Origin of the sequence: Paenibacillus sp. DRB1-1, from assembly GCF_052119485.1 — a bacterium.
Lineage (GTDB): Bacteria > Bacillota > Bacilli > Paenibacillales > Paenibacillaceae > Paenibacillus > Paenibacillus polymyxa_B.
This window is the reverse complement of record NZ_JBODQH010000001.1, coordinates 439,796-461,894: the sequence shown is the minus strand read 5'-3', so window position 1 is coordinate 461,894 and position 22,099 is coordinate 439,796. Positions and strand designations below refer to the sequence as shown.

Here is a 22,099-nt window from a genome sequence, read left to right as displayed (position 1 = left end):
CCCATGCGATGCTTGAATAGATGTAGAGTTGGCTGGCATTATGGAGCGTATTCCAGTAACATAAGCAAATAAGAAAAACAGGTAAGAAGCATAAACGGAGGTTACAAACGTAATGGACATGAAGAGTGTATTTCAACGCCCGCCGCTGGCGGACTGTGTACCCGAGTTGGTAGCTACAGCTAGAGGAGAGCGCAAGGCATCGTTGGTGATCCGCGGAGGAACACTGGTCAATGTGGTATCGGGCGAATTGCTGCCAGGCATGTCTATTGCTGTGCAAGGTTCTCGTATCGCTTACGTCGGTGGGGACGTCAGTCATACGATTGGAGAAGACACCATAATCATTGAAGCGGAAGGCCGCTATATGGCACCGGGGTTACTAGACGGACATTGTCACATCGAAAGCACACAGCTGACCGTAACTGAGTTCGCTAAGGCTGTACTGCCGCTGGGAGTGACGGGTGGTTTTTTTGACCCGCATGAAATTTCCAATGTACTGGGTCTAAAAGGGCTTCGTCTGATGTTGGACGAAGCACGCACGACACCGCTGGCTGCTTACATGCAGGTGGCTTCTTGCGTGCCTTCCACAGGTCCGGAGCTGGAAACGACGGGTGCCTCCTTCGGCCCGGCGGAAGTCGCAGAGGCGTTAAGCTGGGGCCCGGATATGATCGGGCTGGGCGAAGTCATGAATTTCCCAGGTGTCGTCTATGGAGACGATGTGATGATCGGGGAAATTCAGGCCACGCTGCGCGCGGGCAAGGTGGCGGATGGCCATTTTACATGGGCCTCCGATGATTGGCGGCTGCCGGTCTATGCAGCCGCGGGAATTACGGGCGACCACGAGTGTGTCACGCCTGAGGATGTAGCCGAGCGTATCCGGCTCGGCATGTATGCCAAGATGCGGCAAGGCTCCGCATGGCATGATGTGGCCGAGACGATCCGAGCCAGCACGGAAATGGGTCTCGACACGCGCCGCATGATGCTGGTAACGGATGACCGCAGCGCAGAATCCTTGCTCCATGAAGGGCAGATGGATTTCGTCGTGCGTCATGCCATTGCACAGGGCGTCAAGCCCGTAACCGCGTTTCAGATGGCCACGCTGAATACGGCAGAGCGCTTCGGCGTGGCACGGGACATCGGATCGATCATTCCGGGTGCGATTGCCGACATTATTTTGCTTGATGGCCGATTGGCCGAAGTGAATGTGACGGCTACCATCGCAGCGGGCCAGCTGGTGGCCGAGCACGGTCAAATGGTCGCCGATTGGGACGGCTTCGTGTATCCTGCGGAAGTGATGGACACGGTCCATCTAGGACGAGAGCTGAGTGCTGCAGATTTTCGCATTGCGGCTCCAGTACAGGAGGGGAATGTACCTGTACGGGTGATTCGTGTTACGGAAAATCATGTGGACACGAAGGAAGTGCGGATGACCGTTCCGGTCCGTAATGGAGAAGTCACGGCAGATCCTGCACAGGATTTGTGCAAAATAGCCGTTTTTGAGCGCCATCATGCCAGTGGCAGTCACGCGGTTGCCCTTGTAACAGGTGTGGGCTTCACCGAGCCGGCTGCGATTGCCATGACCGTCGCGCATGATAGCCACAACCTGCTCGTCATTGGTAATGATGACGAGCTCATGACCCAGGCGGCAAAGCAGGCTGTTGCCCTGCGTGGTGGCGTGGTCGTCGTATCCGCCTCGGGTGAGACGCGCTTCCCGCTGCCTATCGCCGGGCTGATGTCCCCAGCTCCGTTTGCAGAGGTGGCTGCGCAGTCCGAAAGTATCAGCCGGGCGCTTCAGCAATCCGGCTGCATGCTGAACAACGCGCTGATGACACTGTCATTGCTCGCACTGGTCGTTATCCCTGAAATCCGTCTGTCGGATCAGGGGCTTGTCGTGATCGGAGCGGATGGCATCCGCAAGGTATCTCTTTTCATGGAAGAGGATGCTGCGGAAGTCTGATAGAAAACGTCGCTGGGGGTTATCCAACAGGTCTGCCCAGACCTGTTGGATAACCCCTGTTTTTCATATACGAAGCCAAAAAAGTTATCTACGATTCCTATAAAAGTCAAGGAGCGGTGAGCAGATGCATCCCTATTATCGTTCATTAGAAAAGATGGCTCATCATGCCTCGATTATAGAGCAGGATTGGAACAGGTTTGTAGAGCAAACCCGTGTGAAGCATGTTCAGCAGGGAATTTGCCTTTTATCTTTTGGAGACGAAAAAAGTGTAATAAGAAAAAATCACATTATACAGTTGTGTTACTTATAATCTTCAGAAAACCGTTCTTCCCAGCGGTAAACATTAACTGATTAATGGATTTTCTTGCGGTATCGTTAAACAAATACCACTCATCTTTCGATACGTCATGAACTAAAATCTCTGGATATTCTGTTGAAAGTTCAGATGGAACAGGACTAATTAAAGAATAAATATCAAAACGAACTAAGCTTTTCCCTTTTTGGTCTAAGAAATCATATTGTGCATTTTTATAATAAGACCCAAATGTGTCAATAGTGAAGCTCCAAGAGTAGTTTGCAGGTGCTTCAACCTTTTCACCTATGTTGTTTGCAAAAATATTATAGATGGTTTCATTAAATGCATTTACATTAATTTGCTGAACTACGCCGCCCATAAACATATGGTATTCATATTGCAATGCTTTTACTTGTACACCGTCTATGAACAATGGTTTAGTATCAACATTCACTGCAAAGTTGTTGTAATTGACATTACAGCCAAACGTCTCTGCAATAAAACGAAGTGGAACATATATGTGATTATTTTTCGTGTATGGTTTTACATCAAGCAGTATCTTTTCTCCGTTTTTTTCCGCGGTGCTTCTATTTATTGCTAATTTCACTTTCATATCGCTTTTAGCGAGAATAACCTCGGAATTGGACCATTCAACGCTAGCCCCCAAACTTTCACTAATAACACGTAGAGGTACCATTGTGCGTTTGTTCTTCATTTCGGGCTTCACATCGGATGTAGTAGTCACACCGTCAACTTTGATTTGATTTTCTGCTGCATAAGTAGTGGACGATGAAATAAATAAAAAAATTGTTAGAAAAGCCCCAAAGAAAGCTTTTTTCATAAATGATTGCTCCTTTCTTGGTTTAATTTTTTGCGCAGCAACTTTACCCCATATTAAGACGCAATTGGATAAAGATCGTTGCGCTGTCCTGTCTGTTAACTTAACGTAACAACCAGTTTGTACTATTTAATTGACTCCCTACATTTACCAACTTGAAACTTCTAATCTTCCTGGGGAATTATGTCGATAACATTGAATATTATTCATAAAATTTATCAAAGTAAATCCTTAGGGGGAAAGTTAATGAGAATACAGCTAAAATTTGCGATTTCTCTAGCATGTTTAATGATGTTTATAGGTTGTTCAGCCTCACCAGTATCACAGCAGACGACCAAGATTACACTTTTGAATTCCAAAAGTGAAATAAAAACTCAATTAGAAGAAGTAGCAAAACAATACAATCAAGAGCACCCCGGAGTATCTTTAGAAATTATAACTGCTCCAGAGGGAACGTCTGCATATCAAAAGCTGATGTCGATGTACGGCTCAGGAAGTGCAGCGACCATGTCGATGCTTGATCCGGGAGACACTCAGCAATTTCTGGATAAGGCCGTTGATTTAAGTAAGGAAAAGTGGATAGCCGACACAATAGAAAATGGACTTGACACTGTTAAAAAAAGCGATGCTGTGCTGGGATTTCCATTCGCAGTGGAAGGCTACGGATTAATCTACAATAAGAAAGTGTTGGACAAAGCGACAGGGGGTTCTTTTGATGCTTCCTCGGTAAAAAGCAGAAGCAGCCTGAACTCCTTAATGGCTAGAATTCAGAAGACGGGAGTAGCACCGGTCATGCTTTCGCCAATGGACTGGTCTCTCGGCTCTCATCTTTTAGCTTTGTCTTATTCTGTTCAGCCTGGGGGTTTTTCAGAGTTTGTTAAAGGTATGCAGAACAACTCCATCGATATGTCCCAAAATAATGTAATGTCTGGATGGGTACAAACTTTAGACCTGCTCAAGGAAAATAGCATCAATAAGCACTCGCCTTTGGACAGTACATATGACGATGGAGCCAAAGCTTTGGGAGAGGGCAAGGTAGGGCTTTGGTTTATGGGCAACTGGGCGTGGGCCGGAATTAAGAGCAATGATACAGCAAATGAGGAGTACGGCTTTTTGCCCCTTCCATTAAGCGATAATACAGATGATCCTAACAATGCTAAGATTACAGTTGGTGTGACAAAGTATATATTCATCGACTCCAAAACTACCACACCTCAGCAGCAAGAGGAAGCAAAGAAGTTTTTGAACTGGCTGGTATACGAAAAGTCTGGACAAGAGTTTTTGGTTAACAAGGCCAATGTTATAACGGCGTTCAAGAATATTGACTTGGAGCCTACCGATCCCTTGAGTAAATCTATCAAGTCATATATGTTAAACGGAAAGACGCTGCCGTTTATGGCAACTCTTCCACCTGATCATGGGGCCATCACAGGAGCATCTATCCAAAGCTACATCAGTGGAAAGATAGATAAGGCTGAGCTGTTGCGCCAAATACGCATATATTGGAAAGCTCAGCAGTGATGACACGAGACCAGTCACGGGAGGAAGATAAAGATGTTTAAATTAACGTTAAAGAAAAAAATAATTAGTGCAGCGCTCATACTGGTTATCGTACTTTCCCTTTCAAGTGTTATAGGCGTCATTAAGATGTCGGAAATGGGGGAGGCTTCTGATAAGGTAAATAACAAGTCTTTACCTGCGGTTATTCTTCTTCAGGGTATGGATAAGCAGATTACAGAAATCGATAGACTCACCGTTCGATTGATACTTGAAGAGGATGCGGCTGTTCGCAGCACTTATCAAGAGGAACTAACCAAAGCTACTGCTTCAATGGATAAGAGTGTAAATGAATATCAAAGTTTAGCCTCTACGGCAGAGGAAAAAGAACTGTTCACCAACTTTTATGGTCAGTGGGCAATGTATCTTCGCCATCTTAAAGTGGTTTCCGCTGCCATGGAGGAAAACGATAAAGTGATGGCCTACATGATCATACATGGAAACACTGCAATTTATAAGGCGGCATTAGACGACGTTAATAAATTGAAGCTACTCAATGAGCAGTATGCTACGGATGCCGCTAATCAATCGAGTGATTCCTACCATTCAGGTAAACTGTTTATGATTTCTCTGACTATCATATGTACAATCCTTGGCATTATCGGTTCTTTTTTACTGGCTCAATCGTTCACTAAGCCCATATTAAAGATAGCGGAACAGATGAAACTGGTAGCCAGGGGGAACCTGCAAGTGGAACCCCTTAGAGTCCGATCAAAAGATGAGGTTGGGGAACTGGCATCAGATTTTAATGAAATGTGCGATTCGCTGCGCAACCTTTTAAAGGAAGTTGTGGACAATTCCTTACTGGTTGCCTCTACGGCTGAACAGTTAACGGCCAGTGCGGAACAGACAAGCATCGCTACCGAGCAGATAGCTGTAAGTGCCACTCAAGTTGCAGAGGGATCTCAGACACAGCTTGCAGATATAGCTGAAACGCTGAATTACACGGTAGACGTTTCTAAAAGTGTAGAGAACATAACCAATCGCTTTGTGAATGTGGCGAATCTCACAACCCAAGCACAAGAAAAAGCAAACAACGGGAAAACCCAAATGTCTTCGACTGTCTCTCAAATAAGAGATGTGCATACCAAGGTAACTCAATCCGCTGAAGTGGTAAATATTCTAGGTGAAAAGTCTGCGGAGATCAGACAGATCACAGCTATGATCCGTGATATAGCAGCTCGAACCAACTTGCTTTCACTAAATGCGAGTATAGAAGCTGCGAGGGCGGGAGAGCAGGGAAAAGGGTTTGCGGTTGTTGCTTTTGAAGTACGCAATCTGTCGGCACAAGCAAGTGAGGCAACGGGCAAGATCTCTTCTCTCGTCAACGAAATTGCCTTAAGAACAGATGAAGTTGTGATTTCAATGAATGAAGGTGTTCAATCTCTGAATGAAGGCATGATGCTTGTCGAAGGTGTAGGTAACGTTTTTTCTGAGATTGTAGGTGCCGTTGAAGAAGTGAGCGGTGAGGTGGACACTGCGGCTGTAGAAGCAAGATCCGTAAATGAAGGAACCGTTTCTATGGTGGAATCGATGAAGAAAATTGCTGAAATCTCCGAACGTGCAGCAGATTCTACTCAAACTGTCGCAAGCGTAGTCGAGGAAACTACTGCATCCATGCAGGAAGTGTCTGCAGGTGCTAACATGCTTGCCAAGAGGACGGAAGAGATGAATCAAACGGTGTCGGTATTCAAGATTTAAAATAACTTCAAATCAACTTCAAATCAACTGGAGTTAAGAGCGGCAGCCTTGGACGAGAAAAACAAGTCCTAGACTGCCGCTGTTTTGTTAAGCTCAAACCATTAGATTACGAATGTACTGCTTCAGCTTTTTTGGCTGCTCTTTTCAGATCTTGTTTACGGCGTTCCTCCAGATACCGCTCCCCATTCTTCTTGTCTGCTGTCAGTGTAAAGCAGGATATGATGGTGAACAGGCCTGCAATGGAACCCAGAATTACATAAGTAATCGGGAAATTTAATACTTCATACATATGCCCCACAATGGGCGAGAAGATGGAAACCACCAGGGAGCCCATAAACAAATACAGCAGGTACATAGTGGAGGACAAGCGCTGGTCAAAGTTAACGGTAATATATTTGAAGATGGCTACCAGAATAAGCGGTTTCTCCAGGGAGTGAATCATCTTCATTGCAGCTACCCATATGGAACCGAATGGCAACGAAGAGCCGATAATACGCAAAGACATAATCGACCCGGCAATAATTAATGCCCATTTGGCGGTCGTTTTGTTCACAAACCAAGGGGTAACGAAAAGGAACACAAATTCCAGGAAAACTTGCACAGCGCTCAAATCGCCAAGGAATTGATTTCCTTCCGCTTTGGAACTGAACTGTGATACGAAGTATGTGGCAAACTGTTGGTCATATACCTCATAGATTTGGGTCACGCCAACCATGAATAGCATAAGAAACCAGAACTTTTTGGTACGTACGAGATGCAGCACATCAATTAGCTTCAACGATTCTGTTTTCTGCTGCTCCTGTCCGGAAATTTCGACTTTGGTCAGGAAGATGCAGATCATGGCAACAATAGCAGATACTGAGGCAATCCAGAAGGTCAGATTTACATTGATATTGATGACCCGTCCAGCAACAAAAGTAGCCGCCGCCCATCCGAGCGAACCCCACATACGAACCCGTCCGTATTCAAAGCCATATTTACGCGAAACCTTGTCCATATACGAATCGACGACACCGTTACCTGCATTAAATACCAGGCCGATAAATAGCGCACCAACAATGGCACCAATGACGAACTGCGTTTGAAGCAATGGACCGTACACATAGATAAAAAAGGGTCCGACGAGCAAAAGGATTGTAAAGAGTATGTACAGCAGATGTTTTCTCAAGCCCAGCTTGTCAGATAAGTAACCGAACAGGGGCTGCATGATCAAGGCGACGATTGAATTAGCCGCGTATAGAAATCCCGTATAGGTTTCTGAAATTCCTAGACTTTGTCCCAGCCAAATGACAAAAAAAGACATGGCAGCAGACCATGTAAACAGATAAGCGAAGTTGAAAATACTCAAAGACCAATAGTTACGTTTTGCCAAATTCATCATGTGTAAGCACCCCTTTAAATTGTAGCGGCTCAAATTGTATACAACGTCAATATGCAATGTCTGTACTATTAATTGTAAGGATTATTTAGATGCTTCCATAGGGCATTTTCCCAAGATTTCCTGTGCTTATTACAATCAGTTGATAATTCAAATAAAACAGTCGATCCTGATATGGATTATATATGGTAAAATATACAAAACAGATTATGTATTACTTTTTCGAACAGAGATGAAGAATGTGATGATTTTAAAGAAATCTAACATAGCGAACGCTTGAGAGTTAACTCACTTTCCTTATCCCAAAGCAACCAGGCAGCTCTTAATGTACGCGATGTGACGGTAATATGAAAATATGCTGTTACATGGGTGTTTGAACTAATTAAAAACTTTTACGAGACCTACCGGGTGTGTGTAACTACATCTACGTATTGTAAGAAATAAGTCCTAAGTGTAAAATTCCCTTATAGTTCATTAAGCTCACTAAGTAGGAGGAGAAACATAGGGTAGCATCATAATTGTAAAAGCAAGGGGATGAAATGATTCATTTTGCAAGTACAAAGTTACTTGAAACAGTGATCGTATATAGAGTATTGTGTAACGACGAGTTAAGACGAAACCCACTCACCCTAAAGGCACTGGTTATCACTAGGCTCAATAGACATTGCTAACATCCAGATAGAAGTAGGTGCAAATCGAGGATACGGCAGTCTTTATAGTTGCCATGTTTATGTTGATTAAAAACTTTCCCACACTAGTCAGAAGGGGGGAGCGGATGGCTGTCCCTGATTGGTGCTGGTCATTTAGATCGAACTGAGCATTATTTGTGAAAAGCACCAGATTACATACTCTAGGCAATCAGATACCGTTCTTTGGATGCAACAATGGGCTACGTCCCTATTAACATATATTATACAAATTAAAGAGAAAACGAATAAAAACAAAATGTTGTGAATTCGTAGTTGGAGGATTTATTATGTCGAAAAGTGTTTCTGCGTCCTTTATTATCATTATAGGATCAATGCTATTTGCCTTATTTTTTGGTGCAGGGAATCTAATCTTTCCACCTATGCTTGGGCAAATGGCTGGAAAGAATGTATGGATAGCCAATGCTGGTTTCTTGGTTACCGGAGTTGGCTTACCATTACTAGCCGTCACAGCCTTTGTTTTTTCGGGCAAAAGCAATTTGCAAACTTTAGCGAGTCGTGTACATCCTGTATTCGGCATTGTCTTTACAACCATTCTTTATCTAGCCATCGGGCCTTTATATGCGATTCCTAGAACCGGTAGTGTGTCATTTGAAATTGGAGTAAAACCTTTTTTTTCAAACAATGCAGATCATCCTGTCGCACTTTTTGTATTTACTATCCTTTTTTTTGCAGTTGCATGTTTGTTATCACTTAATCCCACAAAAATTATTGATGTAATCGGAAAGTTTTTAACACCCATTAAATTGACATTCATTGGATTACTTGTGATTGTAGCTATTATTCACCCAATAGGAAAGTTCCAAGAACCTGCGGAGGGTTATACATCGAATGTCTTTTTCAAAGGCTTTCAAGAGGGTTATTTAACATTGGACGCTCTTGTAGCCTTTATTTTTGGAATTATCATTGTGAATGCAATTAAGGATAGAGGAGTTACTTCCAAAAAAGAGTTGATGATCATATGTGCCAAAGCGATAGCAATTGCGGTTATACTCTTAGCTTTTATCTATACGTCTCTTTCATACATGGGAGCTTCTAGCGTTGAAAAATTGGGTGTTTTAGGAAATGGCGCTGAGGTGTTAGCTAAGGTTTCCTCCTATTATTTTGGATCATATGGTTCTATTCTATTAGGCTTAATGATTACAGTAGCTTGTTTAACGACAAGTGTGGGGCTTATCACTTCCTGCTCTTCCTTTTTTCATGGATTATTTCCAAAAATCTCTTACAAAAGAGTTGCTCTCATGTTATCTATATTTAGTACCCTTGTAGCCAACATAGGTTTAACACAGCTCATTAAGGTTTCAACGCCAGTATTAATGGCAATATACCCTATTGCTATTTCTCTGATATTTTTAACTTTTTTACATCCCGTATTTAAAGGAAAGTCAGAAGTATATCAAGGCAGTTTGATATTAACCTTTATCATTAGTTTATTTGATGGCTTGAATGCTGCTGGAATAAAAATTGATGTAATTAATGATTTTTTCACTCATCTTCTTCCATTATATAATGTAGGGTTAGGGTGGTTAATTCCCTCTGTTTTAGGAGGCGTAGCTGGCTACATATTTACTAAGTTAAAAGGAAGAAAAATAATTTTAGTACTTATGAAGCCCAAAAAAAATAAATGATTTATCCTATGCATATTAGTCTGTTATATAAGGGACAGCAAGCGCCTGATCTACTTCGTGCTGCTTACGGTACTGCGAAGGGGTCAGGCTGTTCCATTTTTTAAAGGTCGCAATAAAATAGCTTAGATTGTCAAAACCAACATCCAGCGCAATATCAACCACTTTGCGATCACTTTGCTCCAGCAACCTGCAAGCCTTTTGAATCCGATGATAGTTAATATATTCTACCGGGCTTTTCTGAACCATTTGCTTAAAAAAACGGCAAAAATGCCCCTCACTCATTCCAATCTCATCTGCGATCTCCCGTAAACGTATAGGCTCATGAGCATGACTGTTAATATACGCCAGCGCTTTTTTGATCCGTTCAACTTTATTGCGTTGCCCCGCCATAATCACATCCTCTCCGTTAGCGGGGGTCATGTGTGGGTACAGACAGGCGATCATGCTATAGAGCTGCGCCTTGGTCGCCAGTTCATGGGCAGGCGCATTCTGCTCATGGCTGGTGATAATGTGTCGCAATGCAGCCAGCACCTCTTGCTCCCAGGGCTGCACGCCGCGAATGTGAGGGGGAGGAACAAGCTTTTTACTGATAAATGGGTCAATAAAATGCGTTTGCACCGTATCCTGCGTGCGGCTGTGCAGCATGTCGGGGTGAAACACCACCGCAGAAAATACGCAACGAGAGCTTTTTTGTAAATAACCGGCGTGAAGCTCACCACTGTTGACAAAAAGAGCTTCACCTTCGTTCACCTCCGTATAGACCATATCCGTCTGAAATACGGCGCTCCCCTGTTCGACTATGATAAACTCCATCTCTTCATGCCAATGAGACTCCAGTATACTATTTCCGTTCAACTGCTCCACGCTTGGGTATACGCTGACTGGGTACATGGGATTGCCATGAATGCGGTTTTCCCGCAACATTTCTCTTTGCATTTCTATGACTCCTTTTCCGCAAACTGATTTAAATAGAAAACATCAAAATATTGATACAATACGTCAAAATAAACGAAGTAAACCCTTACATAAATCAATATTATTATAGTAAGGATTTCAAAAAAATCCAACAAGCGATTTGGGATTAACAAAATAAAGATTGAAGCGGAGGAAGAAACAGATGAAATTTACTGATGGCTATTGGATGGTTCGCAAGGGCTATGAAATACAAAATCCTGCTGAAATCCGTGATATTGTGACGGACGATGCTTCCATGACGGTATATGCAGCGACCCACCGGATCGAGCATAAAGGAGATACGCTGAACGGAGCGTTGCTGAAAGCGACCTACAGCTCGCCTATGCCGAATGTCATTCAGGTGCGTCTGAACCACCATAAGGGACGGGTCCATCAGGGACCGAATTTTGAAATTCACACCTTGCCAACAGAGGTAGACATTACGGTGGATGAGGACATAGCGGTACTGAAAAGCGGCGATCTGAGTGTGCGAGTCGGCCGTGGGAAGAGCTGGAATGTAGGCTTTTATGTCGAGGATCGCAAAGTCACAGGCAGCGGACATCGGGGACCAGGCTATATTACAGACCCGCAGGATCAGCCTTTTTTCCGGGAACAGCTGGAGTTGGGCATCGGTGAGTACGTATACGGACTTGGAGAGCGTTTCACTCCGTTCGTAAAAAATGGCCAGGTGGTTGATATCTGGAATGAAGATGGCGGGACTAGCAGTGAGCAGGCATATAAAAACATTCCATTTTATCTATCTAATAAAGGGTATGGTGTGTTCGTCAACCATCCAGAAAAGGTATCCTATGAGATTGCATCGGAAAATGTATCAAAGGTTCAGTTTAGCGTCTCCGGCGAATCGTTAGAGTATTTTATTATTGGTGGAGCTAACCCTAAAGAGGTACTGGACAATTACACCAAGCTGACGGGTAAGCCTGCATTACCACCAGCCTGGACCTTTGGTTTGTGGCTGACCACTTCGTTCACGACAGATTATGATGAAGCGACAGTGAACCATTTTGTGGACGGGATGGCTGAGCGAGATCTGCCACTCTCGGTATTCCATTTTGACTGCTTCTGGATGAAGGAATACCAATGGTGCGATTTCCAGTGGGATCAAGATATGTTCCCAGACCCGGAAGGCATGCTGCAGAGATTGAAAGCAAAGGGCCTCAAAATTTGTGCATGGATCAATCCATACATTGCAGAAAAATCCATTTTGTTCGATGAAGGCATGGAGAATGGCTATCTGGTCAAAACTGCCGATGGCGGTGTGTGGCAATGGGACATGTGGCAGGCGGGGATGGGGCTGGTTGACTTCACGAATCCGGCTGCAGTCGCCTGGTACCAGGATAAGCTGAAGGTGTTGGTAGATCAGGGGGTGGATTGCTTTAAAACTGATTTTGGCGAGCGCATCCCTACCCATGTGGTATATCATGACGGCTCTGATCCAATGAAGATGCATAATTATTATACGCATTTGTACAACAAGGCTGTGTTTGATGTGCTGGAGGAAAAGCTGGGTAAAAATGAAGCCGCGTTATTTGCGCGTTCCGCTACAGCCGGGGGGCAACAGTTCCCGGTTCACTGGGGCGGAGACTGCTCGTCGACGTATGAGTCGATGGCGGAATCCTTGCGAGGCGGTTTGTCGCTTGGTTTGAGCGGCTTCGGCTTTTGGAGCCATGATATTAGCGGCTTTGAGTTAACGGCTGCGCCGGACGTGTACAAACGGTGGGTACAATTTGGACTTTTGTCCTCCCATAGCCGTCTGCATGGAAACGAATCCTATCGCGTGCCTTGGCTGTTTGATGAAGAATCAGTCGACGTGGTGCGCAGCTTTACAAAACTCAAATGCTCGCTAATGCCATACCTGTATCCTTCTGCTGTGGAATCCTCAGTAAAGGGACTGCCGATGATGCGGGCTATGGTATTGGAATTCCCGCAGGACCCAACCTGTGCAACGCTGGATCTGCAATACATGCTGGGGGATTCCATTTTGGTAGCCCCGATCTTTAATAAAGAAGGCAATGTGCAGTATTATGTACCAGAGGGTAAGTGGACAAATTTACTTACGAATGAGAGCGTGTCAGGTGGTCGTTGGGTTAACGAGCATCATGATTTTACAACTTTGCCTGTGCTCGTGAAGCCGAACACACTTTTGGCAATAGGTCATGAGAACAGTCGTCCGGATTATGATTATGCTGATCAAGTGGCGCTTCATTTGTTTGAACTTGGTGAGGGGCAACAGGCTCGAACGATTATCGTGAATACGTCAGGTGAAGAAGAGCTAACGGTTACTGCTAGCCGCAAGGATTCTGTCATTACGGTGAAGGCAGAAGGTGCTGTTAAACCATGGTCGATAGTCCTGCGCGGTATCCACGAGGCTGTTCAAGTGGAGGAAGGCAGCAGCCAGTCGGGAGAACAGGGGGTAATCATTACACCAGCTTCCAGCGGACAGCAAGAGCTTACTATTCACTTGGGCTAGGTAAGGCGCTAGAAAGTGGATGAAGTATGTCATAATGTAGCAATTATATGCAAAAAAGGGCTTGCCTGATCCAATAGGCAAGCCCTTTTTTGATTCAGATTTTTGATAGAGACCAGTTGCAACTTTTAGCTTCGGTATTTTTTCCTATTCATTCTGCTGAAGTAGCAGCGGTACAATATACTGCCGGAAAATATCTACAGAAGTCCGTTTCTTTTTGAATTTATCAGCGGTAACGACAACAACCATGTCATACGATGGGACGACAACAATATATTGCCCACCAAAGCCGAGAGCATAAAAATAGTCCGTTTCAGTTCCTATCTCTGTTTTATCTGAAAAGGAGGAAGTCCACCAGTGCCAGCCGTAAAATGCCTTTTGTGGTTTGGCAGCAGGAAGAAACGGACGGGTTGAATATCGGACTGTCTCTGTTTGGATGATCTGCCGTCCTTCCCAGCCTCCTTGGTTCAGATAAAGCCGCCCGAATTTGAGCATGTCCATCGGCCTGAGATGCAGTCCGAATCCACCCGTATGAGTACCCTGAGGATCGGTTTCCCAATGATAGCTTTCGATACCGAGCGGTTGGAATAATTGCTGCTCGGCAAATTCAGCAACTGTTTGTCCAGAAACATTACGTAGTATGGTGGCCAAAAGTTGAGAACAGCCAGAACTGTATTCCATTCGCGTACCTGGCACATCCGATAATGGCTGTGAAAGCACAAATTGCACCCAGTCTGATGTTTTGCTCATGGTAGGAAAAGAATTTTGTCCGCCAAATTCCGTCCAGTTAAAGCCTGCGGACATCGTCAGCAGATGTTCAATCGTAATATCACGCTTACGAGAATCACTATCTGTGGCCAACTGGGGAAAGAATTCGAGGATCGGCGTCTCCGGTTTCGGTCCCCGTTGCTGGTCCATAGCGATACTAACTAATGCGGAAATCACGCTTTTGGTACATGAATTTATTTTATAGAGTTCATTAGCAATTTGAGGTTCACGATAGTAATTCATGATCATGTTACCCTGCTGCTCAATAAGGCAGCTGCGGGTTTCCAATTCGTTAAGCACGTGAATAAGCGGTTTGAGTTCCAGACTTTTCATGCAGATCCTCCTTGAGGCTTATGGCATAGCAATACATAGTATATCATTTTAATAGTCCGAAATTCGAAGAGTACAAACTGAAAACAGTTCATTTACTAATTTTGAATTTTTTTGTTTTTTGATATTAAAAAAGATATATATGTTCACTGAATAGACACAAACATATTTAGAAATCTATACACTTTTTCTGTTTCATTCAAAAAAACAATCGAATAAAACGATATATAGTAAGTTGGACATTTTATTGAGAAATAACTGGGGGACCGATTCATGAATTTAACAATTAAGGCCAAAATGATTCTTAGCGCGATACTGATTCCGGGTGTGATTGCAGCTATGCTGCTGACCAATTACATTTTAAGCGTACATAGTGAAAATGAGTACAAGGATATTATGAATCGTGAAGAGGCTATTGCGTATAACTCGAAGTCTCTTCAATTTTTGTTAAACGGCATATCTAATGATGAGCGGGCATATTTGCTAACTCGTGATGAACAGTACGGGCGAGAGATCGGAAACAAGCAAAGTGAAGTTGCAAAGTTGCTACAGGAGACAGAAGCTCTGCTTAATACAGGTAATGAGGATTCTAAGAAAAAGATGACTGATCTCAAGACGGGGATTAATACTTACATGAATCAAGTTCATCGTTTACTGACTACAGCGGGGTATCAGAGTACAAGAGACGATGCTTTCCCGCCATTTTCTGATTTGCTCGATGATTTTGAAAACGAACGGGTGTTGCGTAAGCAACTTGATACCAAGGTAGTAGCCTTTGTCAAAGCTCAAGAAGATATGGTAATGGTGAAAGTACAGCAAGCGCACCAAACGATGACGAATACATCTTTGATTACGAGTATTGTAGGACTTCTAGTTATCATTTACAGTATTGTTCAATCCATCGTTTTGATTCGTTCTATTCGTCCATTACACCATATGAATGAGCAGCTGTTGGAAATGTCTGAAGGTGGGGGAGATTTGCGTAGCCGACTGGATATTACGTCCAAAGACGAAATTGGTATGATTGCAAGCTCCTACAACAAGCTTATTGAGGGGTTCCGTAGTATTATTGTGGACGCTCAGGATACGGCGCGTACATTAACCGTAACCGCAGAGCGGGTTAGCGTAAGTACAGAGGAAATGAATCAGGCCAATCGTCATACTTCCGGTGTAATGGAAGAGCTAGCGGCTGGTATGGAGCATCAGGTCGATGATATTACACAAACTACAGATACCGTAAAAGAGCTAGCCCACGAACTGGAGCATATTGCAGCTACGAGCCAGCAGGTGTATGAATTGTCTGATACAGCCGCTAAAGATGCAGAAGCAGGAGAACAATCTATAGGTCAGGCTATGCGTCAGATGGAGAAGGTAAGCGAAAGTGTAGACAGCTCTGCACGTGCTGTACGTTCACTTAGTGAACAGGCCGAACAGATTGGCATGATTGGAGCTGTTATTACCGGAATAGCCAAACAGACAGGAATGCTGGCGCTCAACGCGTCGATTGAAGCGGCAAGAGCCGGAGAGCAGGGCAAAGGATTCGCAGTTGTAGCCTCTGAGGTAAGAAGATTGGCCGAGCAGGTATCGGTTTCAGCAGCAGAAATCACACAATTTGTGCAAAATATTCAGGAGCATGTTGGAAATGTGGCTTCCAGTATGCAGACAGGGACGGTTGAAGTGCAGTCTGGTGTAAAGGTTATGCAATCCGCAGAAACCGCATTTCGTCAGATTGGAAGTTCCATTCAACTGGTCAGCGAACAGATTCACAGTGTAAATCGGTCTGTAGAACAGATGTCAGGCGGTTCCGAGCGAATGGTGGAAGCAGTAGAACGTATTCGTGAAGTAGCAGAGCAGTCGGCAGGGGGAACCCAGAGCGTCAGTGCGGCTGCTGAAGAGCAGCTGGCTTCCATGGAGGAAATTGCATCATCCATTCATACACTGGCGGATATGTCGCAACTGCTAAATGCAAGAGTCGGTGGATTTAAAGTGTAACCGCATAAATCCCCACCAATGTAAACACAATAACATTTGTTGAACGAATCAGAACAGCTGTGTTATTACTTTTGCAAAGGTGGTAACGGGATGCAACAAAATAAAGGGAATCTGCTTGCGTTAGGTTCCATCCCGCTGATGATGACGCTGGGTAATTCCATGCTGATTCCTGTTTTACCGGAAATCGGACGTAAGCTACATGTAAGTTCTTTTCGGATTAGCATGTTGATTACAGTATATGCGGTGGTGGCCATTTTACTGATACCGATTGCTGGCTATCTCTCCGACCGATTTGGCCGTAAGGCGGTGATTGTTCCCTGTCTGATTCTGACTGTGATTGGAGGGGGGATTTCTGCGGCGGGAGCATGGCTGCTTCACGATTCGGCAGCATACTGGACCATTATTGGAGGCCGTCTACTTCAGGGTGCGGGAGCGGCAGGGGCTTTTCCTATAGTCATTCCGCTTGTAGGTGATCTGTACGAGAACGAGGATGAGGCCAGCAAGAACCTGGGCGTAGTCGAGACCTACAACACATTCGGTAAAGTGTTAAGTCCGATCCTCGGTGCCGCGTTGGGAGCAGTTCTATGGTTTATGCCATTGGCAGTAATTCCAGGCCTCTGTCTGATTTCGCTCATTTTGGTGCTTTGGCTGATCCATGTGCCCAAACGTAAGAACCAACCGATTATGTTTCGAGAGTTTGTGGGAAATGTGAAGCGGGTGCTTGCTGAAAAAGGACGCTGGCTCTATGCTATTTTCGCTATGGGCGGTATTTGCATGTTTGTCATTTTTGGCGTCTTGTTCTACTTATCAGACATACTAGAAAGTCGTTACAACCTCCGTGGAGTCTGGAAAGGTTTTGTGCTGGCCATTCCGCTTATTTCCCTCTGTCTGTGCTCTTATGTAGGAGGTAAGATTATCGGTAAGCACAAAAAGCGCATGAAATGGATCGGTTTCAGCGGTTTGGCCATATTGACGATCAGCTTTGCCATTCTCGGATTTTTTCAACATATTTATGCGGTCATTGGGTTGTTTACGTTAGGGGGCGGCGGAATTGGGCTCGCATTGCCTTGTTTGGATGCCCTGATTACGAAGGGAATTGAAAAAGAGGAGCGCGGAACCATTACTTCGTTGTACAGCAGCATGCGCTTTGTCGGGGTATCGCTAGGGCCTCCGGTTGTTTCCTTGCTGTTGGGTCGCAGTGGACATGGTCTGCTCTTTGGAGTGATGGCCGCAGTGGGATGCATTGCAGCTCTGCTGATGCTGTTTGCGGTCAAACCCAAGCAGGATGAACCCACAGATGACAAATCCAGTGACCGTATGAGTGTAAATGAGGAGCTAACAGGGGTGGCCCGAGAAAAGCCTCTTTCTTCCAAACTAAGAAGCAAAACTCCTGCGAAATAAAGAAAAACACCCGTTGTTCATGAAACCATGGCAACGGGTGTTGTTGATTCCTCTTACCCTTCTAGAGGGACATGCGTCTTAGGCCTACGGCTTGCGACGATTTGTATGACATAGATTAATAAGAATAGTACAATAAACAGCGAGGAAAGACGGTACATCCACGCATAATCACTTGCTTTGGCGATAATGCCAAGCATAAGCGCTCCGGCTGCAATCCCGAAATCGAGGGAATTAAGAAACATACCGTTTGCCATACCCCTCTGTTTAGGAGACACGACCTGAATCATCCAGGTTTGCAGGGTGGGCTGCATGACACCAAACCCGATACCGTAGCAAAGAGCAGACATATACATGAAGACATCACTGTGCGCGTAGGAAAGTAGGATCAGACCGCCAATTAAAAACAGGGAGCCGGGGATGAGCAGTGCTTTTGCCCCTTTTTTGTCATAAATACGGCCTGAGAAGGGACGCACGATAAGCACGGATACTGCATTAAACAGGAAAAAGTAGGCCGGGTGCGCAAGATTTGCTTCATCCCCGTAAAGCGCCATAAAGCCGAGTAACCCACCATATGTGATAGACATCAGCATGTTCAACAAAGCGGGAATCCACAATTTACGGTTAAATGCCGGTTTTCGCCCATCTTCCAAAGGAACCATAGGTGGTTCGATGTGCCCCTTGGGTAGTGTACGAATCAGCCAGTAAGCCAATGGGAATATCACAACAATTACAGCTGCTGTCGTATAGGCAAGCAGGTTAAAACTCCCGTATTGCAGCATCGAAATGCCGATGGTTGGCCCAATCGACATCGCTAGACTGGTGGACAGACTAAAGAAACCCATTCCTTCACCGAGACGTTTGGGCGGGATGACGTCAGAGGCCATCGTTGGAAAGGCCGTACTACTCATACCGAAGCCGATCCCAAATAACATCCGCATGAGCAGAAGCACTGTAATCGTTGGTGAAACACTGTACCCCAGCGTTCCTGCCAATGCAAATAGCAGTCCCACGAAGATCAGGGTACTGCGATGTCCTTTTTCCAGCATACGGGCTGAGAAGAGTCGTGCTGCAATCGCACTTAAAGCGAATAAGGTGGTAACGAGACTCACCTGAACGGAACTGGCGTGGAATGTATTTTTCACATAAGAAGGAATGGAAGATAAGATCATTTGTAATTCCAGAAACAAAAATAAATTGGAAACCGTAAGAACGATAAATTCCTTGGTCCAAAGAGGTTGCTTGCCTTGTTGCATATTAATCGTTCTCTCCTTGTTTTTCTGATTCGGTCATGTTGGCGTGAATTTGTAAAAGAGTCTGGCGGAATTGCTTCAGATCGGCCAAGGAAATTCCTTTTACAAAATCGTGATTGGCATCAAGTTCGACAGGAAGAGTCTCCTCCACCAGCTGTCGGCCTGATTCAGTCAAATGAAGCAAATAGGCCCGACGATCCTGTGGGCTATTCACACGCCGTACCCAGCCCTTCTTGTCCAACAAATCAATAATTCGAGTCGTGGTAGGCTGGTCCTTCACGGCCTTAGCTGCAATTTCTTTTTGATTTAAACCCTCAGCCTGATAGATTTGGTACAGAACCGACCATTGCTCTGGGGAAATATCATAAGGTTTGAGACGCTGCAAGAGCTGCTGACTCATTTTGCGGTGAGTAATCCCGAGCAACATCCCAATGGAACAATCGGGAGGCAAGTTATTCATAGGTACTCCTTTCTATTTCCCGTACATAAATTACTTTGAAATTAATTAGTTGTTATAACAATTATATGAACAACAAGTTATTTTGTCAAAAAAAGTTGTTCAGCGTTTTGGGTTCTGCCATCACTAAAGCAATACAAAAAACAGCCCGTAAAATACGGGCTGTTTGGGTTGATATAATATCGTTTGCCATGACTGGCGAATTAAGCTTTAGGTACGGTTTCCCAGTCCTTCAGGAAGCGTTCGATACCACTGTCTGTCAGTGGGTGTTTCCACAGAGAAGGGAGCAAGGAACCTGGAATGGTGGCAATGTGTGCACCAGACAGAGCAGCATCTTCTACATGCTTAATATTACGGATGGATGCGGCGATGATTTCGGATTTCAGACCATGAATGTCCAAAATTTGTCTCAGTTCACGGATCAGCTTCATACCATCAACAGCGATATCATCCAGACGTCCTACGAACGGGCTGATAAAAGTAGCGCCAGCTTTGGCTGCCATCAAACCTTGAGCCGCGGAGAAAATCAGTGTTACATTCGTTTTGATTCCGTTCTTGGTCAGCTCGTTACAAGCGTACAAGCCGTCTTCGGTCATAGGAAGCTTGATAACCACGTTCGGTGCCCACTTGGCGATATCATAAGCTTCTTTGAGCATATCTTCAGCCTTCAGACCAATAACCTCAGCACTTACGGGACCTTCAACGATACTGCAAATCTCCTGAATGACTTCCTTGAACACTCGACCTTCTTTAGCGATCAGTGAAGGGTTCGTTGTTACACCATCAACCAGACCCAAACGTTCAATACGTTTGATTTCTTCAATGTTACCAGTATCCAAGAAAAATTTCATTTGATTTCCTCCTCAGGTTTATATAATACATAATACATATCACATGCGATGTACAATAGTTCATTTAAGTGTAGCATATTGCACACGTTAAACTTATAATTAGTATGTATTACATTCTTAATTGTGACACATTTTAAATTTGAAAACAAGCAGTGTATGATTAAAATTTGATGAATTGTCGGAAGATGCTGAAATTTAACGATCCATGCTCACTTATAATATATACTACCCCACTCCATAAGGAGGTAATCATTATTCAACTGTCTGAAAGACAGCAGGAAATTGTTGATATTGTCCGGCGTCTGGCACCTGTTACGGGGGATAAAATTGCTGAAACACTGGGACTGACACGTCCGACTCTCCGTTCTGACCTTGCTCTGCTCGTTATGCTCGGGCTGGTGGATGCCAAGCCGAAGGTAGGCTACCTGCCAGGACGTTACCCCAAATATGATAGTCATATCGGCAATATGCTCAAAAAGCTGACTGTGGCGGATATACTTAGTGATCCGATTTTGATTTCCGGTGACACCACCGCCTATGATGCGGTGCTGATGCTGTTTCAGCAAAATACAGGCACGCTGATGGTCACAGGGGAGGAGCAGGAGCTTATTGGAATTGTTACCCGCAAGGATTTGCTGAAGGTCATGCTGGGGCATACCGATCTTCACACCGTCCCGGTGACCATGGCAATGACGCGCCGGGCCCAAATGACGACGCTTGCTCCAGAAGACACTTTACTGGAAGCGATATCGAAACTAATTCGGCATCAGGTCAATTGTCTTCCAGTTATGGACGAGCGATGTAGCTCCTCAACTCCAATTCGGGGGTTGGTAGGGCGGGTTACGAAAACGGATATCATGAACGCCATTCTAAGCTTGACAGAAGAAAAAACGTAAAACATGAATAAGGGGGCCTTGTATGTACTGGTTGGCCATGCTGACGATGCTGATTGACCATGTCGGACTTGTGTTTTTTCCGACGGATCCAGCTTGGAGAATTGCCGGCAGGCTTGCTTTTCCAATCTACGCGTACGCGCTGTATTTGGGATATACTCATACCCAAGACATTCGGAGCTATATGCTCCGTCTACTCGGACTGGCTCTGATTTCTCAGGTGCCCTATATGCTGGCGTTTGATGTACTTAGACCGAACGTAATCTGGACGCTATTGGCCTCGTTGCTCGCGCTGGCTGCTGCATCCCACTTGAAGCATTGGACGGCTGTAACGGGTCTGTACGTCCTTTCAGCTCTGGTTATGGAGCTCAGCCAGATGGATTACGGAGCTTATGGACTGCTGTTGGTTCTCATTTATCAATACACCCGTTCATACATGATGATTGCAGCCCATTTTGTTTTGAACGTAGTGTATGATATGGTGCATCAGGTGAATCTCCAACACTTTAGTCTGCTGTCCAGCATTCTGATCGTATGTTTTGCAACTGGAGAAAGCGGATTTTATAGTCGGGTACCGCGCTGGTTGTGGCGTAGCTTTTACCCGGTACATCTGGCAGTTATCGCGACAATTCGCATCTGGCCCTAATCTACATCTCATAC

The 22,099-nt window shown here is 44.8% G+C and carries 16 protein-coding genes; 9 read left to right on the top strand and 7 right to left on the bottom strand.

All coding sequences use genetic code 11. From position 1 onward, the window contains the following. The first annotated feature begins 112 nt into the window (after positions 1–112). Positions 113–1,954, top strand: coding sequence for an adenine deaminase (locus tag ACQW03_RS02035; RefSeq protein ID WP_220031099.1), 1,842 nt, complete (start codon positions 113–115; stop codon positions 1,952–1,954). Positions 1,955–2,241: 287 nt separating this feature from the next. Here ACQW03_RS02035 and ACQW03_RS02030 read toward each other — a convergent pair whose 3' ends face one another. Then, positions 2,242–3,090 (bottom strand): copper amine oxidase N-terminal domain-containing protein, encoded by an 849-nt coding sequence (locus tag ACQW03_RS02030; RefSeq protein ID WP_441948033.1) that lies wholly within the window; start codon positions 3,088–3,090, stop codon positions 2,242–2,244. A 243-nt stretch (positions 3,091–3,333) separates the two neighbouring features. Here ACQW03_RS02030 and ACQW03_RS02025 point away from each other — a divergent pair, with 243 nt between their 5' ends. Both ACQW03_RS02025 and ACQW03_RS02020 read left to right on the top strand, forming a co-directional pair. Next, positions 3,334–4,608 carry an ABC transporter substrate-binding protein gene (locus ACQW03_RS02025; protein WP_441948031.1) on the top strand — a complete coding sequence of 425 codons (1,275 nt, stop codon included), beginning with the start codon at positions 3,334–3,336 and terminating at the stop codon, positions 4,606–4,608. 33 nt (positions 4,609–4,641) lie between these two features. Next, positions 4,642–6,345 carry a methyl-accepting chemotaxis protein gene (locus ACQW03_RS02020; RefSeq protein ID WP_441948029.1) on the top strand — a complete coding sequence of 568 codons (1,704 nt, stop codon included), beginning with the start codon at positions 4,642–4,644 and terminating at the stop codon, positions 6,343–6,345. Between the two features lie 106 nt (positions 6,346–6,451). Here the strand turns inward: ACQW03_RS02020 and ACQW03_RS02015 are convergent, their stop codons facing one another. Next, the gene (locus ACQW03_RS02015) at positions 6,452–7,726 is read right to left on the bottom strand and encodes an oligosaccharide MFS transporter (protein WP_076292603.1); all 1,275 of its coding nucleotides are present in this window, start codon (positions 7,724–7,726) and stop codon (positions 6,452–6,454) included. Between the two features lie 973 nt (positions 7,727–8,699). On the opposite strand from ACQW03_RS02015, the gene brnQ reads away from it, so the two are divergent. Continuing rightward, positions 8,700–10,058, top strand: coding sequence for a branched-chain amino acid transport system II carrier protein (gene brnQ, locus ACQW03_RS02010; RefSeq protein WP_441948026.1), 1,359 nt, complete (start codon positions 8,700–8,702; stop codon positions 10,056–10,058). Positions 10,059–10,073: 15 nt separating this feature from the next. Here the strand turns inward: brnQ and ACQW03_RS02005 are convergent, their stop codons facing one another. Next, positions 10,074–10,994 (bottom strand): AraC family transcriptional regulator, encoded by a 921-nt coding sequence (locus ACQW03_RS02005; RefSeq protein WP_441948024.1) that lies wholly within the window; start codon positions 10,992–10,994, stop codon positions 10,074–10,076. Between the two features lie 181 nt (positions 10,995–11,175). On the opposite strand from ACQW03_RS02005, the gene yicI reads away from it, so the two are divergent. Further along, positions 11,176–13,500, top strand: a complete 2,325-nt coding sequence (gene yicI, locus ACQW03_RS02000; protein WP_441948022.1) for an alpha-xylosidase — start codon at positions 11,176–11,178, stop codon at positions 13,498–13,500. Positions 13,501–13,644: 144 nt separating this feature from the next. Here yicI and ACQW03_RS01995 read toward each other — a convergent pair whose 3' ends face one another. After that, on the bottom strand, positions 13,645–14,598 hold the full coding sequence (locus ACQW03_RS01995; RefSeq protein WP_441948020.1) for a serine hydrolase domain-containing protein: 954 nt from the start codon (positions 14,596–14,598) through the stop codon (positions 13,645–13,647). Positions 14,599–14,868: 270 nt separating this feature from the next. Between ACQW03_RS01995 and ACQW03_RS01990 the strand changes: the two genes are divergently transcribed. After that, the gene (locus ACQW03_RS01990; protein WP_441948018.1) at positions 14,869–16,587 is read left to right on the top strand and encodes a methyl-accepting chemotaxis protein; all 1,719 of its coding nucleotides are present in this window, start codon (positions 14,869–14,871) and stop codon (positions 16,585–16,587) included. 90 nt (positions 16,588–16,677) lie between these two features. Then, positions 16,678–17,988, top strand: coding sequence for an MFS transporter (locus tag ACQW03_RS01985; protein ID WP_441948016.1), 1,311 nt, complete (start codon positions 16,678–16,680; stop codon positions 17,986–17,988). Between the two features lie 53 nt (positions 17,989–18,041). On the opposite strand, the gene ACQW03_RS01980 is transcribed toward ACQW03_RS01985, so the two are convergent. The 3 genes from ACQW03_RS01980 to fsa form a co-directional block, all read right to left on the bottom strand. Next, complete coding sequence (locus ACQW03_RS01980) at positions 18,042–19,241, bottom strand: MFS transporter (RefSeq protein ID WP_220031108.1); 1,200 nt, start codon at positions 19,239–19,241, stop codon at positions 18,042–18,044. A 1-nt stretch (position 19,242) separates the two neighbouring features. Beyond that, complete coding sequence (locus tag ACQW03_RS01975) at positions 19,243–19,698, bottom strand: MarR family winged helix-turn-helix transcriptional regulator (RefSeq protein WP_071640383.1); 456 nt, start codon at positions 19,696–19,698, stop codon at positions 19,243–19,245. Between the two features lie 200 nt (positions 19,699–19,898). Continuing rightward, a complete protein-coding gene (gene fsa / locus ACQW03_RS01970) occupies positions 19,899–20,546 on the bottom strand; it encodes a fructose-6-phosphate aldolase (RefSeq protein ID WP_013309811.1) in 648 nt (215 codons plus the stop codon). Positions 20,547–20,731: 185 nt separating this feature from the next. On the opposite strand from fsa, the gene ACQW03_RS01965 reads away from it, so the two are divergent. Next, the gene (locus ACQW03_RS01965; RefSeq protein ID WP_071640385.1) at positions 20,732–21,442 is read left to right on the top strand and encodes a CBS domain-containing protein; all 711 of its coding nucleotides are present in this window, start codon (positions 20,732–20,734) and stop codon (positions 21,440–21,442) included. 22 nt (positions 21,443–21,464) lie between these two features. Next, positions 21,465–22,085: a TraX family protein gene (locus ACQW03_RS01960; RefSeq protein ID WP_104495972.1), complete on the top strand. Its 621-nt coding sequence runs from the start codon at positions 21,465–21,467 to the stop codon at positions 22,083–22,085. Positions 22,086–22,099: the final 14 nt, after the last annotated feature.

Bases quoted from the DNA above. Each gene is read 5' to 3' on its own strand.
- ACQW03_RS02035 (WP_220031099.1), top strand. From the start codon at position 113: ATGGACATGAAGAGTGTATTTCAACGCCCGCCGCTGGCGGACTGTGTA.
- ACQW03_RS02030 (WP_441948033.1), bottom strand. From the start codon at position 3,090: ATGAAAAAAGCTTTCTTTGGGGCTTTTCTAACAATTTTTTTATTTATT.
- ACQW03_RS02025 (WP_441948031.1), top strand. From the start codon at position 3,334: ATGAGAATACAGCTAAAATTTGCGATTTCTCTAGCATGTTTAATGATG.
- ACQW03_RS02020 (WP_441948029.1), top strand. From the start codon at position 4,642: ATGTTTAAATTAACGTTAAAGAAAAAAATAATTAGTGCAGCGCTCATA.
- ACQW03_RS02015 (WP_076292603.1), bottom strand. From the start codon at position 7,726: ATGATGAATTTGGCAAAACGTAACTATTGGTCTTTGAGTATTTTCAAC.
- brnQ (WP_441948026.1), top strand. From the start codon at position 8,700: ATGTCGAAAAGTGTTTCTGCGTCCTTTATTATCATTATAGGATCAATG.
- ACQW03_RS02005 (WP_441948024.1), bottom strand. From the start codon at position 10,994: ATGCAAAGAGAAATGTTGCGGGAAAACCGCATTCATGGCAATCCCATG.
- yicI (WP_441948022.1), top strand. From the start codon at position 11,176: ATGAAATTTACTGATGGCTATTGGATGGTTCGCAAGGGCTATGAAATA.
- ACQW03_RS01995 (WP_441948020.1), bottom strand. From the start codon at position 14,598: ATGAAAAGTCTGGAACTCAAACCGCTTATTCACGTGCTTAACGAATTG.
- ACQW03_RS01990 (WP_441948018.1), top strand. From the start codon at position 14,869: ATGAATTTAACAATTAAGGCCAAAATGATTCTTAGCGCGATACTGATT.
- ACQW03_RS01985 (WP_441948016.1), top strand. From the start codon at position 16,678: ATGCAACAAAATAAAGGGAATCTGCTTGCGTTAGGTTCCATCCCGCTG.
- ACQW03_RS01980 (WP_220031108.1), bottom strand. From the start codon at position 19,241: ATGCAACAAGGCAAGCAACCTCTTTGGACCAAGGAATTTATCGTTCTT.
- ACQW03_RS01975 (WP_071640383.1), bottom strand. From the start codon at position 19,698: ATGAATAACTTGCCTCCCGATTGTTCCATTGGGATGTTGCTCGGGATT.
- fsa (WP_013309811.1), bottom strand. From the start codon at position 20,546: ATGAAATTTTTCTTGGATACTGGTAACATTGAAGAAATCAAACGTATT.
- ACQW03_RS01965 (WP_071640385.1), top strand. From the start codon at position 20,732: ATGCTGAAATTTAACGATCCATGCTCACTTATAATATATACTACCCCA.
- ACQW03_RS01960 (WP_104495972.1), top strand. From the start codon at position 21,465: ATGTACTGGTTGGCCATGCTGACGATGCTGATTGACCATGTCGGACTT.